This is a genomic window from Variovorax sp. OK605, assembly GCF_900115445.1.
Taxonomy (GTDB): Bacteria; Pseudomonadota; Gammaproteobacteria; order Burkholderiales; family Burkholderiaceae_C; genus Variovorax.
This window is the reverse complement of the sequence record NZ_FOWL01000002.1, coordinates 417,618-431,055: the sequence shown is the minus strand read 5'-3', so window position 1 is coordinate 431,055 and position 13,438 is coordinate 417,618. Positions and strand designations below refer to the sequence as shown.

Below are 13,438 nucleotides of genomic sequence, written 5' to 3'. Positions count from 1 at the left end.
TTGTTCGCTCTTTTATTCGTTCTCGAGCATGGAGCGGATCAGCGGAATGGTGATCGCGCGTTGCGTCTGCAGGGCATAGCCGTCGAGCTGCGTGAGCAGCTCCATCAGGCTGCCGAGGTCGCGGCTGAAGCGGTGCAGCATGTAGTCGAGCACATCATCGGACAACATCACGCCGCGCGCGTCGGCGGCCTGGCGCAGCACCGCGCGGCGTTCGCTTTCGCTCAGCACGTGCAGGTGGAAGACATGGCCCCAGCCGAGGCGGGTGCGCAGGTCTTCGCGCAGCGGCAGGTCGGCCGGCGGCAAGGCGCCGGCGGCGACCACGCCGCGCTGCAGGGTCTGTGCGTTGACGAACCAGTTGAAGGCCGCGTGCTGCTGCACGGCGGTGTAGAGGTGCACGTCGTCGAGCAGGACGGCGCCCCAGCGCTCGTCGAACTCGGGCGGCTCCAGCAGGCCGGCGTGCAGCCAGCCCACGCTGGCGCCCTGCTCGCGCAGTGCGACACGCACCGATTCGAGCAGATGGGTCTTGCCGCTGCCGCCGTCGCCCCACAGATAGGTCGGCACCGGCGAGTGCAGCGCAGGGCTGCCGGCGCCGCCCACCCACACTTGCAGATGGCGCAGCGCCGCCTCGTTGGGGCCGGCAAAAAAGGCGTCGAAGCTGGGGCCCGTCGCAATGCCGATATCGAGCGCGAGCTGTTTCATCCCGGGAAGGTTCATGGAGGGGGCCGCGAGGGCCCTTAAAATCGTGAGGAATTCTATCGGGCCGGCCACCATGGTTACCGGCGACCCCTTCAGCTCCTACTATTCGCGTTCTTTCGCGTCCTTTCGCGGCTTTTCGCGTCCTTCCCGACCTCGACCACCCATGACTTCCCCTACGCCCACCCCCCTCAGCTACAAGGACGCCGGTGTCGACATCGATGCAGGCGACGCCCTGGTCGACCGCATCAAGCCGCTGGCCAAGAAGACCCTGCGCGAAGGCGTGCTGGCCGGCATCGGCGGTTTCGGCGCCCTGTTCGAGGTGCCCAAGCGCTACAAGGAGCCGGTGCTGGTGAGCGGCACCGACGGCGTGGGCACCAAGCTCAAGCTGGCGTTCGAATGGAACATGCACGACACGGTCGGCATCGACCTGGTGGCCATGAGCGTGAACGACGTGCTGGTGCAAGGCGCCGAGCCCCTGTTCTTCCTGGACTACTTCGCCTGCGGCAAGCTGGACGTGGAAACGGCCGCCGCCGTCATCGGCGGCATCGCCCGCGGCTGCGAAATCTCCGGTTGCGCGCTGATCGGCGGCGAAACCGCCGAAATGCCCGGCATGTACCCGGCCGGCGAGTACGACCTGGCGGGCTTCGCGGTCGGCGCGGTCGAGAAGTCGAAGATCCTCACGGGCCAGAACGTGAAGCCTGGCGACGTGGTGCTGGGCCTGGCCTCGGCCGGCGTGCATTCCAACGGCTTCAGCCTGGTGCGCAAGGTGATCGAGCGTGCCGGCGCCGACCTGCCCGCCACGCTCGACGGCAAGCCCTTCCGCGAAGCCGTGATGGAGCCCACCCACCTGTACGTGAAGCCCGTGCTCGAGGCGCTGGCCAAGCACCCGATCAAGGCGCTGGCCCACATCACCGGCGGCGGCCTGCTCGAGAACATCCCGCGCGTGCTGCCCGAAGGCACGGCCGCCCACCTGAAAAAGGGCAGCTGGCCGCAGACCGAGCTGTTCGCCTGGCTGCAGAAGGTGGCCGGCATCGACGACATCGAGATGAACCGCACCTTCAACAACGGCATCGGCATGGTGGTGGTGATCGATGCGGCCGAAGCCGCCGCCTGCGCCGCCACGCTGCGCGCCGCCGGCGAATCGGTGCATGAAATCGGCGTGATCGCCGCGCGCGGCGAAGGCGCAGCGGTGATCGTCGGCTGAGCGCCGGCTGCTCCGTCCACTTATTGAGCAGAGCAAGCACCGCCCGGATGGCCAAGAAGCCGCAACCCATCAACCCCGCCCTGACGGCGGCTCCCATCCACCGCCCCACCGCCTCGCGCGGCGTGATGGTCGCAAGCTACCTGCTGATGCTGGCGGCGCTGCTGCTGGTGATGTGGGAACACCTGCTGCCGGGGTTGCTGTGCGTGTGCATCGGCTTCCTGGCCACGCGCTGGTTCGCCCGCGTGCTCGGCGGCGGCCTGCTGCGCATGCCGGCGCTGAACAAACGCCCCGCGCGCGCCCAGGGCTGGGCCAACGTGCTGGCCGTCATCGTCGTGCTGCTGGGCCCCATCGCGCTGCTCACGCTGGCGCTGTCGCAGGCCCGCGAATACATCGTCGACGCGCCCGACCAGTACCGCGAACTGCTCGACTACACGGCGCGCACGGTGCTCGAGCTGCGCTCCAAGCTGCCGGTCGAGATCGCGGCCTACCTGCCCGAGGGCGCGGCCGAAATCCAGCGCGTGATCGCCAACTACCTGCGCGCGCAGGCTGGTTCGCTGGCCATGGCGGGCCGTGCCTGGCTGCATGGGCTGCTCTTTTCCTACGTGGGGCTGATCGTCGGCGCGCTGGCCGCCGTGTCGCACACGCCGCTGCGCCGCCTGCCGCTGGCCGAGCAGCTGCACCAGCGCGTGCAGACTTTCGGCGAAGCCTTCGGCCAGATCGTGGCGGCGCAGTTCTGGATCGCCGCCTTCAACACGCTGCTGACCGCCGTCTTCCTGCTGTTCCTCATGCCGATGTGGGGCGCGCACCTGCCGTACACGCCGGCGCTGATCACCCTCACCTTCCTGGCCGGGCTGGTGCCGATCGTGGGCAACCTGGTCTGCAACTCGGTCATCACGCTGGTGGGGCTGTCGGTGTCGCCGGTGACGGCCGCGGCCTGCCTGATCTTCCTGATCGTGATCCACAAGGCCGAGTACGTCATCAACGCCAAGGTGGTCGGCGCGCGCACGCAGATGAGCGTGTGGGAACTGCTGGCCGTGATGTTCGTGGCCGAAGCGGTGTTCGGCCCGGCCGGGCTGGTGGCGGCGCCGCTGTACTACGCGTACCTGAAGAAAGAGCTGCAGGCGGCTTCGCTGGTCTGACGGGCAGGCGGGCGGGGCGAGCAGGGCCCAATGTCCGGATCTGATCGATTCTGGTCCGCTCCCGAGCGGCCCATGGGCTGGTAACGCAGAACAATAGTGGGCATCATCCACTTTGCCGCTGCGAGCCCCGCCATGAAAACCTGTCTGATTGTGATCGACGCCCAGGAATCGTTCCGCCAGCGCGCGTACTGGAACGAAGCCCTGGGCAGCGCCTACCTGGCCCAGCAGAACGCCCTGATCGCGGGCTGCGCCGCCTCCGGCGTGCCGATCGTGCGGGTCTTGCACACCGACGAGCCCTCCGACGCCAGCAACCCCTTCGCGCGCGAATCGGGCCATGTGCGCCCCATCGGCGGCCTCGCCGACTTCGCGGCCGCGGCCACCTTCACCAAGCACCGCCACAGCGCGCTGGTGAACAGCGGGCTCGACGTCTGGCTCACGCAGAACGGCATCGGCCGGCTGATCGTGAGCGGCATCCGCACCGAGCAGTGCTGCGAGACCACCACGCGCCATGCGTCCGACCTGGGCTGGGAGGTCGACTACGTGATCGACGCCACGCTCACCTTCGACATGCTCCAGCCCGACGGCAAGCCGCTGTCGGCCGCCGACATCAAGGCGCGCACCGCCACCGTGCTGCAGGGCCGCTTCGCCACCGTGTGCACCGTGGCGCAGGCGCTCGAGCGGGCCGTGGCATGAGCGGCGCCACGCTGCGCGTCTCGATCCTGGCTTTCGACGGCGTCGAGGCGCTCGACTTCGCCGGCCCCTTCGAGGTGTTCACCACCGCCAGCCGCGTCGCCGGCCGCCTGCAGCCCGGCTCGGCCTCCCCGTTCGCCGTGGCTTCCGTCGCCGAAGCGGCGCACGGCCAGCCGGTGCAGGCGCGCGCCGGCCTGCAACTGCTGGCCGACCACACGCTGGCCGACAGCCCCAAGGCCGATGTGCTCATCGTCCCCGGCGGCGTGGTCGACGCGCCGCTCGCCAGCCCCGCCACCCTGCGCTGGATCGCCGCGCAGGCCGCGGGCGCGCAAGTGGTCGCCTCGGTGTGCACCGGCGCCTTCCTGCTGGCCGCCAGCGGCGTGGTGACGACCGACGCCGTCACCACCCACTGGGAAGACATTGCCGACCTGCGCGCGCAGTTCCCCGCGCTCGACGTGCGCGACGGCGTGCGCTGGGTCGACAACGGCCGCATCGTGAGCTCGGCGGGCATCAGCGCCGGCATCGACATGAGCCTGCACCTGGTCGAGCGGCTGGCCGGGCGCGAACTGGCCGAGCGCACCGCGCGCCAGATGGACTACGCATGGACCCGAGAACCCCGAACCTCCCCCACACACCCCACCTCCCCGCCCGCGCACCCATCCGCGTAGTCTTCGTGCTGCTGCCCGGCAGCCTCGTGCTCGACTGGGCCGGGCCGGCCGAGGCGCTGCGCATCGCCAACCAGCGGCTGCGCGCCATGGGCCAGCCCGAGCGCTTCACCATCGAATTCGCGAGCCCGCGGCCAACCTCCATGAGCTCGGTCGGCGTGGCGATTTCCGGCCTCGCGCCGCTGCCCACGCAGTGGGACGGCCCCGGCTGGGTGGTGCTGGTGGGCCTGCCCGGCGACGCCATCGCCACCGACAACCCCGAAGCGCAAGAGTTGCTGCACTGGCTGCGCGGCCTGCGCTTCGAGCGCGACCGGCTGGAGCTGGTGACCGTCTGCGCCGGCGCCGTGCTGGCCGCGCATGCCGGCGCGCTCGCGGGCCGGCGCGCCACCACGCACCACCATCACCTGGGCGAGCTGCGCGCGGTGGAGCCGCGCTGCGACGTGGTCAGCAACCGCGTGTTCGTGATCGACCCGCCGGTGTACAGCAGCGCGGGCGTCACGACCGGCATCGACCTGGTGCTGCACCGCATCGCCGAGTTGTGCGGCGAAGCGCTGGCGGCGCAGGTCGCGCAGACCATGGTGGTGGCGCTGCGGCGCGGCCCGCACGACCCGGAGCTGTCGCCCTTCCTGGCCTACCGCAACCACCTGCATGCCGCGCTGCACCGCGTGCAGGACGCCGTGAGCGAGCAACCGCAGGCCGACTGGAGCGTGCCGCGCATGGCCGAGGTGGCGCACACCTCGGCGCGGCACCTCACGCGGCTGTTCGTCGAGCATGCCGGCGTGGCGCCGCTGGCCTACCTGCGCCGGCTGCGGCTGGCCACGGCGCAGCTCGCGCTGGCCTCGGGCGCGAGCGTCACGCGGGCGGCGGAGCAGTCGGGCTTCGGCTCGGACACGCAGCTGCGCCGCGCTTGGCACCAGTTCGGCCTGCCGGGCTCGCCGTCGGAGGCGAGCCCGATGCCCGCCGCCTGACCGCGCTCAGTGCCCTGCACCCGCGGAGCTCACGGGGCCTGGGGGGCTCACGACGCCCGCCGGTGCGGGCCCGGGCACGCGCAGCAGCTTGTCGCCGCCGATCTCCAGCAGCCGGTTGGCCGCATAGCTGTTCTGCGAATCGGGCTCCAGCGCCGCGCTCACCAGCGGCGACAACGGCTGCGCCAGCGGCACGTAGAAGCTGCCGGGCGGCACCACCGCGCGCCCCGGGCGCAGCCGCACGCGGAAGACGCGGACCGCCTCGCCGTCCTCGATGGCGCCGCGCGCGTCCTGGCGCCGGCCGTCGTTCTGCGACAGCACCTCGTAGCGCTCCACCGGCCACGGCGCGGCGTTGCCGATGCGCTCCACGCGCACGCCCAGCATCTGCAGCCGCTGCACGGCCACGCTCTCGCTGGCCGCGAGCAGGTAGCCGCAGGGACGCGGGCGCGCATTGGCGATCTTCAACGGCTCGGCGGCGCGCCAGTCGACGTCGACCGGCTTGTCTTCCCCGGTCTTCGCGTCGAGAAAATCGAGCCGCTGCCGCGCGGGCGTCTGCCAGGCCTCGACCACCACGTCGCCGTGGCAGGCCTCGGCACTGGCGCGCTGGCCGGCCTGGGCCGTGAGCTGCACCAGCGCCGGGCCCTGCTTCGCGGCGGTCTCGATCACCGTGGTGGCGGCCAGCACCTGCGTGTGCACGCGGCGCGCGAAATGCGCGCGGCCGAGCCCCACGCCGCGCACCTCGAGCAGCAGGCTCACGGCCTGGTGCAGGGCGCTCACGTTGCGGCCGGTGTCGGGCTGCACGCCGCCCATCGACACGCTGCGGTCGTCGGCCTTGCCGCCCGAGGTGGTGTGGTACTTGAAGCCCTCCAGGCCGGCCTGCGTGAAGGCGGCCTGCACGGCGTCGACGTAGTCGCGCTGCGCGCTCGCGGCAATGGCGGCATCGAGGTTGCCGACCGTGGCGGGCTGCAGCAGGCCGTCGTACTTCATGACCGCGCCGAACTTCTCGATCCAGCGCCCGCCCACGGTGAACTCGTGCAGGTCGAGCACCACCTGCGGCTTGTAGCGCAAGGTGGCGGCCGCCAGCGCGCGCGCCTCGGGCGTGCGCAGCAGCAGGTGGTCGCGGTTCACGTCGATGCCGTTGGCGGTGACGCGGGTGAACTGCTCGGCGCCGTCGGGGTTGCCGCGCGGCACCAGCACCAGATTGACCTTTTTCAGCAGCGCCGCGCCCGGCTCGCCGGCGAACTGCTGCGCCAGCGCCAGCACGGCCTCGCCGCCGGCCGGCTCGTTGCCGTGCTGCTGCCCGATCACCATCACCGTGGGGCGCGCCGGGTCGATGCGGCCCTCGTCGGCCAGCAGCACCACGGACATCTCGCGGCCCTGCTGCGACACCCCCAGCCGCTCGACGCGCACATGCGGCGACTGGCGCGCCAGCTCTTTCAGGAAGGCCTGCACTTCGGCGTGCGAAGCGAAGTCGGTGCGCCCCTCGCGAAAGCCCGGCGTGGCGTAGCTCACGGGCGGGTCCGGAAAGCGCGCGGCGATGGCCGGCGGCTCGACCCATGCCTTGGCGGGATCGAACTGGGCGTGGGCCGAAGCCGCAGCCAGCAGCGCAAGGCCGAAGACGCACAGCGGCCGGTGTCGGAGGAGGAAGGCGCGGGGCATGGCGCGCATTTTCCACGCGGCGGGCCCGCCAGCGGTTCAGCGAACGTTCAGTTCACTCGGCGGACGGTTCGCTGCTGCAGGCCCGCGCACGCGCCAGCAGCAGCACCCGCTCGCGCGTGTTGCGCGTGAGCGCGGCGGCGCGGTCGAACTCCCGGCGCGCCTCGTCGCGGCGGCCGAGCTTGAACAGCAGGTCGCCGCGCACGGTCGGCAGCAGGTGGTAGCCCTTCAACGCGGGCTCGGCCAAGAGCGCGTCCACCACCTCCAGCCCGGCGGCCGGCCCGAAGGCCATCGACAGCGCCACCGCGCGGTTGAGCTCGACGATGGGCGACGGCGCGAGTTCGGCCAGCGCGTCGTACAGCGCGGCAATGCGGGCCCAGTCGGTTTCGCCGGCGGTGCGCGCGCGGCCATGGCAGGCGGCAATGGCGGCCTGCAGCGCATAGGGGCCGAGCGCGCCGCCCAGCGATTCGGCACGCGCCAGCGCCGCAAGGCCGCGGCGAATCAGCAGCTGGTCCCAGCGCGCGCGGTTCTGCTCGAGCAGCAGCACCGGCTCGCCCGAGGCGCCCACGCGCGCGGCGGTGCGCGAGGCCTGGATTTCCATCAGCGCCACGAGGCCGTGCACCTCGGCCTCCCCGGGCACCAGCTCGGCCACGATGCGGCCCAGGCGCAGCGCTTCCTCGCACAGCGCGGGGCGCATCCAGTCGTCGCCCGCGGTGGCCGAGTAGCCCTCGTTGAAGACCAGGTAGATCACTTCGAGCACCGACGCGAGCCGTGCCTCCAGCTCGTGGCGGCGCGGCACCTCGAAGGGCACGCGCGCCTCGGCCAGCGTGCGCTTGGCGCGCACGATGCGCTGCGCCACGGTGGCCTCGGGCACGAGGAAGGCACGCGCGATCTCGTCGGTGGTGAGGCCGCCCATCACCCGCAGCGTGAGCGCCACGCGGGCCTCGGTCGACAGCACCGGGTGGCAGGCGGTGAACACCAGCCGCAGCAGGTCGTCGCCGATGTCGTCGTCGAGCGCCGCATCGACCGCGTCGGCGAAGTCGGCCTGCGCGATGTCGTGTTGCGCGTCGAGCTCGCGGCCGATCTCGCCGGCCTTGTGCTCGGTCAGCTGCCGGTGGCGCAGGCGGTCGAGCGCGCGGCGCTTGGCCACCGCGGTGAGCCAGGCAGCGGGGTTATCGGGCACGCCGGATTCACGCCATTGCTCGAGGGCGCTGACCAGCGCGTCCTGCGCCAGCTCTTCGGCCAGGCCCACGTCGCGCACCATGCGCGCGACGGTGGCGATGATCTTCGCGGACTCGATGCGCCACACCGCCTCCAGGGTGCGGTGGATGGCGTCCTGGCGGGCCACGGGCTCAGGCCCCGGTCTTCCTGACGGTCTGCATCGAGGCGAACTCGGCGGTCACCGCCCGCACGTCGGCCGGGTAGTCGTCGAACTCCTGGATCTGGCGCACCTCGATCACCTCGTTGTCGCCGCCCGGGCAGCGCGTGGCCCATTCGATGGCGTCGGCGCGCGAAGGCACGTCGATCACCCAGAAGCCGCCCAGCACTTCCTTGGCCTCGGCGAACGGGCCGTCGACCACCTTGGGCTTGCGGTCCTTGAAGCTCACGCGCGCACCCATCGAGGGCGGGTGCAGGCCGTCGCAGCTGATCAGCACGCCGGCCTTCTGCATCGACTCGTTGTAGGCCATCATGGCCGAGACCGCGTCGACGTCGTCGGGAATGGTGCCGGGCGGGGCGCTCTCGTAGCCGTGGGGAATCATCAGCAGCATGAATCGCATGGTGTGTCTCCTGGGGATCGGTCGCGTGGGGTTCGGTCGCCGTGCGGCGGCGTCTTCAGTTGCCGCCCTTGGCGCGGGCCTCGGACTCGGCGCGCCGGCGGTCTTCCTGCGCGAGCAGCTCGGGCGTCATCGCGTCGCCGAAGTCGGCCGCTTCGAACACCTGGCGGATCTCGATCTCGCCCTCCTGGAACGGGCTGCGCTTGATCCACTCGATGGCTTCTTCCTTCGACTTCACCTGGAACAGCCAGAAGCCGGCCAGCAGTTCCTTGGTTTCGGCGAACGGGCCGTCGATGACGGTGCGCCTGGTCGGGCCTTCGCAGCGCACGCGCACGCCCTTGGAACTGGGGTGCAGGCCTTCGCCGGCCAGCAGCACGCCGGCCTTGACCAGTTCTTCGTTGAACTTGCCCATGGCCGTGAGTATTTCGGTGCTGGGCATCGCGCCGGCTTCGGAATCCTTGTTCGCCTTGACCAGAATCATGAATCGCATGTCGTTTCTCCTGAAGGTTGATGAGGTTGGAAGCGGCGTCTTGAAGTTGCCTGCTCCTGTTCACACGTCGCGCGAGCGGATGCCGGATCGACACGGGTGCATCGATCTGCTTGTAATTTTGTGTTTCAAGAGCCGGCGTGCCCGGCCGGTCAGGACAGGTCGGCGCAAAACCGCAGCACGTGGCCGTCGGGCTCGCGGATCGCGAATTCGCGCAAGCCCCAGGGCTGCGACACGGGCGGCTCGATGACCGTGACGCCGCGCTTCACATAGGCGGCATGCAGGCCGTCGATGTCCTTGCCCACGTGGATCACGATCTCGCCGCGCCAGGGCCTGGCGTCGCGCGCGCTGCATTGCCACAGCCGCAGGTAGACCGGGTCGCCGTAGCTGCGGTCGCCCTTCTTCACACGGGCGTAGCTGGGCGGTTCGCCGGCGATGAAGTCGAGTTCGAAGCCCAGCACGTCGCGAAACCAGCGCGCCGCGCGCGAGACGTCCGACACCGGCAGCACCGGCTGCACGCCATGGAATTCATGCAGGGTGCCCAGGTCGGGCGCCGGGCTCACACCGGCCTTGGCGCTCATCAGTTGGCCATTCGGCGCAGGGCGGCGACGCGTTCGGCGACCGTGTCGATGTCCAGCGCGTCGTCGGCGTTCGCCAGGTAGGTCTCGAGGTCGCGCACGGCCTGCGCGGTGTTGCCCTGCTCGGCATGCGCCGTGCCGCGGTCGCGGTACTCGCCCCAGGCGGTGGGCAGCAGCACGACGAGGCGGTCCTGCACCGCGATGATGCGCTGCCAGTCTTCCTGCGCGTGGTGCACTTCCTTCAGGTTGCGCAGCATGCGCGCGATGATCTCGCGCGGGCTGGACGGCTGCAGGTACAGGCCCAGCGGCACGTCGAAGTCGCCCACCAGCCCGTTGCTGCGCTTGTAGGGCTCCAGCCGCTCGCCCAGCTCCTCGCGCGAGAGCGACTTGCCGGTGAACGGGTCGATCACCACCTGCCCCTTGGGCAGCGTCACCTTCAGCATGAAATGCCCCGGGAACCCGACGCCGCGCGCCTGCAGGCCCAGGCCCTGCGCCAGCTCCATCCACAGCACGGCCAGCGAGATCGGAATGCCGCGGCGGGTGCGCAGCACGGCGTTCAGGTAGCTGTTGTCGGGGTCGTAGTAGTCGTTGACGTTGCCGCCGAAGTTCAGGTCGTTGAAGAAGAACTGGTTCAGCGCGCGCAGGCGGGCCAGCGGGGCGGCGTCGGGGGGCAGGCGGCGCTTCAGGCGGGCCAGCAGCTGGTCGACGTCGCCCAGCACCTGCTGCACGTCGAGCTCGGGGTATTCGTCCTGCGCGAGGCTGGCGGCGGCTTCGAGCAGCGGAAAGTGTTCGTCGCTGCTCACGAGCGATTCGAAATATTCCAGTGCGGTGGGAAGCTGAAAGCTGAACGTCATGTGTCTTTGTAGAGGAGCCTGCGCGGAGCGTCAAGGACGCGGCGCCCCGCTCGAGGGCCGGCGGGGGGTCGACGCAGGTTCAGCGCAGGTTCGATGAAGGTTCAGCGGCGGATGAAGCTGCGCAGCCGCACGCCCGCCGCCGCCAGCACCGCGAAATAGAGCAGCGCCGAGGCGGCAATGAGCGCGGCCAGCAGGCCGATGCGCGCCAGCCGGTGCTCGCGCAGGCCGATCCAGTCGAAATGCTGCGAGCCCCACACCAGCAGGGCCGCCAGCAGCAGCGTGCCGGCCAGCACCTGCAGCGCGAACTTGCCCCAGCCCGGCTCGGGCTTGTAGCTGCCGCGGCGCATCAGGCCGGCCAGCAGCCAGGTGGAATTGACCAGCGCGCCGATGGCGATGGTCAGCGTCAGCGCCGCGTGCTGCAGCACCGGCACCAGGAACACGTTGAGCACCTGCGTGAGCACCAGCACGCCGACCGCGATCAGCATGGGGGTGCGCGTGTCGTGCTTGGCGTAGTAGCCGGGCGCGAGCACCTTCACCGCCACGATGCCGACCAGCCCGACGCCATAGCCCATGAGCGCCAGCGTGGTGCGGCCCACGTCCTCGCCGGTGTAGGCGCCGTTGTGGAACAGCACGGCCACCAGCGGCTTGGCGAACAGCAGCAAGGCGACGGCGCAAGGCGCCGACAGCAGCACCACCAGGCGCAGGCCCCAGTCGAGCAGCGCCGAATAGCGCGCGTCGTCCTTGGCGGCGCGGGCGCCGGCCAGCTGCGGCATCAGCACCACGCCCAGCGCCACGCCGAGCATGGCGGTGGGGAATTCCATCAGCCGGTCGGCGTTGGTGACCCAGGTGACGCTGCCCACGGCAAGGTGCGAGGCGATCTGCGTGTTGATGAGCAGCGAGATCTGCGCCACGCTCACGCCCAGCAGCGCGGGCAGCATCAGCTTGAGCACCTTGCGCGTGGTCGGGTCGGTCCATGCGGCGCGCAGCGCCTTGAAGCTCGCGCCGATGCGCGGCAGCAGGCCGAGTTTGCGCAGCGCCGGAATCTGCAGGGCGAGCTGCAGCACGCCGCCGACCAGCACGCCCACGCACTGCGCGTAGATCGGCTCGATGCCCCAGCGGCGAAACAGCGGCGCGCCGACCGAGATCGACAGGATCAGCGCGATGTTCAGCAGCACCGGCGAGGCCGCCGGCACCGCGAACTTGCGCCACGTATTCAGAATGCCGCCCGCCAGCGCCACCAGCGACATGAAGCCGATGTACGGGAACATCCAGCGCGTCATGACCACGGCGGCGTCGAAACCCGGCAGGCCGCTGGCCATGGCCCAGACCAGCAGCGGCGCACCGAGCACGCCGGCCACGCACACGATCACCAGCGTCCAGGTGAGCAGCGTGGCGACGTGGTCGATCAGTTGCTGCGCGCCCTCCTCGCCCGCTTCGGTCTTTTGCGCGGCCAGCACCGGCACGAAGGCCTGGCTGAAGGCGCCTTCGCCGAACACGCGGCGAAACAGGTTGGGAATGCGAAAGGCGACGTTGAAGGCGTCGGTCAGCGCGCTCACGCCGAACACCGAGGCAAACAGCACGTCGCGCACGAGGCCCGTGATCCGCGAAGCGAGGGTCAGCAGGGAGACGGTGGAGGCGGATTTGAGCAGGGACACGGGGGCCGAGTGTAGGGCCCGGCAAGTGCCCGAACGGGCCCGTCGGGCGGTGGATTGGGAGGAATCGCCAACCCGGCCTATAATGGAGGGCTTTGCTGCATCATCCTCAGACACCTAAGGACTAAATCATGGCATCCGCCAAGCCCAAGAAAAAGAACCCGCGCCTCGCCTCCGGCCGTAAGCGCGTCCGCCAGGACACCAAGCTCAACGCTGCGAACACCTCGCTGCGCTCCAAATACCGTACCGCGGTGAAGAACGTCGAAAAGGCTGTTCTCGCTGGCGACAAGACCAAGGCAAGCGAACTGTTCGCGAAGGCCCAGAGCATCGTCGACACCGTCGCCGACAAGGGCATCTTCCACAAGAACAAGGCAGCCCGTGACAAGAGCCGCCTGTCGGCCAAGGTCAAGGCCCTCGCCCTCGCGCCTGAAAAGGCCGCCGCCTGACACCTGTCAGGCAAGCCCGGACCGGAATTCTCCGGTTCGCCGTTTGATCGGGGTGCGCTGCAGCTAAAGTGAAAAACCGCCTTCGGGCGGTTTTTTCATGGGCGCTCGGTTCGCGATCGCTTGATTGCGCGTGGTTGCGAACCGGCAAGCCCAAGAAAAAAGGCCGCTCAGGCCTTTTTCGGGGGGATCGGTGCGTCGGGCACCAGGCAGGCCTCGGCGACCTGCAGGTCGTTGTCCCTGGCGAAGTTCACGCAGAAGTCCCAGGCCATCGGCTCGGCATCGCGCAACGCGCGGTTCACGACCACGCACTTCACACCGTTGATGGTCGTGGGAATGCACCAGGGCGAGTAGCTCAGGTGGCTGCCCGGATACGCCCCACCGGGGCGGAAGGAACACATCACGCCGGCCAGACGCTCGGCCCAATCGCTCGGGCGAAAGGTCCGGCCATCCTTGGTGATGCCCTGGATGAAGATTTCTTTGGCTGTGGGGGAAATCATCGTTGATAGAGGCGACCGGAGCAGGTGCTGCGGTGCAACAACCGATTCTATCCGCGCCACTTTTTGCATCCTGAACATGGGGCATTGCTGCGATGCGCAATCCTCAACAAAGCCGTCAAACGAGCCGCCTAGAA

15 protein-coding genes are annotated in these 13,438 nt (G+C 70.0%); 6 read left to right on the top strand and 9 right to left on the bottom strand.

All coding sequences use genetic code 11. The features are described from left to right. Nucleotides 1–12: 12 nt before the first annotated feature. Nucleotides 13–699, bottom strand: coding sequence for a DnaA regulatory inactivator Hda (hda, locus tag BM013_RS06375; protein ID WP_256219780.1), 687 nt, complete (start codon nt 697–699; stop codon nt 13–15). Nucleotides 700–859: 160 nt separating this feature from the next. Between hda and purM the strand changes: the two genes are divergently transcribed. The 5 genes from purM to BM013_RS06350 all read left to right on the top strand — a co-directional run bounded on the left by purM (nt 860) and on the right by BM013_RS06350 (nt 5,362). Next, nucleotides 860–1,900 carry a phosphoribosylformylglycinamidine cyclo-ligase gene (purM, locus tag BM013_RS06370; RefSeq protein WP_093124272.1) on the top strand — a complete coding sequence of 347 codons (1,041 nt, stop codon included), beginning with the start codon at nt 860–862 and terminating at the stop codon, nt 1,898–1,900. A 47-nt stretch (nt 1,901–1,947) separates the two neighbouring features. Next, on the top strand, nt 1,948–3,039 hold the full coding sequence (locus BM013_RS06365) for an AI-2E family transporter (protein ID WP_093124269.1): 1,092 nt from the start codon (nt 1,948–1,950) through the stop codon (nt 3,037–3,039). Nucleotides 3,040–3,171: 132 nt separating this feature from the next. Beyond that, nucleotides 3,172–3,732, top strand: a complete 561-nt coding sequence (locus tag BM013_RS06360) for an isochorismatase family protein (RefSeq protein ID WP_093125182.1) — start codon at nt 3,172–3,174, stop codon at nt 3,730–3,732. Next, complete coding sequence (locus BM013_RS06355; protein WP_093124266.1) at nt 3,729–4,397, top strand: DJ-1/PfpI family protein; 669 nt, start codon at nt 3,729–3,731, stop codon at nt 4,395–4,397. The genes BM013_RS06360 and BM013_RS06355 overlap by 4 nt, the downstream gene beginning before the upstream one ends. Next, entirely contained in the window at nt 4,331–5,362 is a 1,032-nt protein-coding gene (locus tag BM013_RS06350) for a GlxA family transcriptional regulator (protein ID WP_093124264.1), read from the top strand. The genes BM013_RS06355 and BM013_RS06350 overlap by 67 nt, the downstream gene beginning before the upstream one ends. A 6-nt stretch (nt 5,363–5,368) precedes the next feature. Here the strand turns inward: BM013_RS06350 and BM013_RS06345 are convergent, their stop codons facing one another. The 7 genes from BM013_RS06345 to murJ all read right to left on the bottom strand — a co-directional run bounded on the left by BM013_RS06345 (nt 5,369) and on the right by murJ (nt 12,364). After that, on the bottom strand, nt 5,369–7,018 hold the full coding sequence (locus BM013_RS06345) for a M14 family metallopeptidase (protein ID WP_177225428.1): 1,650 nt from the start codon (nt 7,016–7,018) through the stop codon (nt 5,369–5,371). A gap of 52 nt (nt 7,019–7,070) precedes the next feature. Then, nucleotides 7,071–8,363, bottom strand: a complete 1,293-nt coding sequence (locus BM013_RS06340) for an RNA polymerase sigma factor (protein WP_093124259.1) — start codon at nt 8,361–8,363, stop codon at nt 7,071–7,073. A 4-nt stretch (nt 8,364–8,367) separates the two neighbouring features. Further along, complete coding sequence (locus BM013_RS06335; RefSeq protein WP_093124256.1) at nt 8,368–8,793, bottom strand: YciI family protein; 426 nt, start codon at nt 8,791–8,793, stop codon at nt 8,368–8,370. Nucleotides 8,794–8,848: 55 nt separating this feature from the next. After that, nucleotides 8,849–9,280, bottom strand: a complete 432-nt coding sequence (locus BM013_RS06330) for a YciI family protein (RefSeq protein ID WP_093124253.1) — start codon at nt 9,278–9,280, stop codon at nt 8,849–8,851. Between the two features lie 149 nt (nt 9,281–9,429). Continuing rightward, the gene (locus tag BM013_RS06325; protein ID WP_093124251.1) at nt 9,430–9,858 is read right to left on the bottom strand and encodes a bleomycin resistance protein; all 429 of its coding nucleotides are present in this window, start codon (nt 9,856–9,858) and stop codon (nt 9,430–9,432) included. Further along, complete coding sequence (locus tag BM013_RS06320) at nt 9,858–10,709, bottom strand: SirB1 family protein (RefSeq protein WP_093124248.1); 852 nt, start codon at nt 10,707–10,709, stop codon at nt 9,858–9,860. The genes BM013_RS06325 and BM013_RS06320 overlap by 1 nt, the downstream gene beginning before the upstream one ends. Nucleotides 10,710–10,810: 101 nt before the next feature. Next, on the bottom strand, nt 10,811–12,364 hold the full coding sequence (gene murJ / locus BM013_RS06315) for a murein biosynthesis integral membrane protein MurJ (protein WP_093124245.1): 1,554 nt from the start codon (nt 12,362–12,364) through the stop codon (nt 10,811–10,813). Nucleotides 12,365–12,492: 128 nt separating this feature from the next. On the opposite strand from murJ, the gene rpsT reads away from it, so the two are divergent. Further along, nucleotides 12,493–12,807, top strand: coding sequence for a 30S ribosomal protein S20 (gene rpsT, locus BM013_RS06310; RefSeq protein WP_007831346.1), 315 nt, complete (start codon nt 12,493–12,495; stop codon nt 12,805–12,807). A gap of 167 nt (nt 12,808–12,974) precedes the next feature. On the opposite strand, the gene BM013_RS06305 is transcribed toward rpsT, so the two are convergent. After that, nucleotides 12,975–13,304 (bottom strand): DUF3579 domain-containing protein, encoded by a 330-nt coding sequence (locus tag BM013_RS06305; protein WP_093124243.1) that lies wholly within the window; start codon nt 13,302–13,304, stop codon nt 12,975–12,977. Between the last annotated feature and the right edge of the window lie 134 nt (nt 13,305–13,438).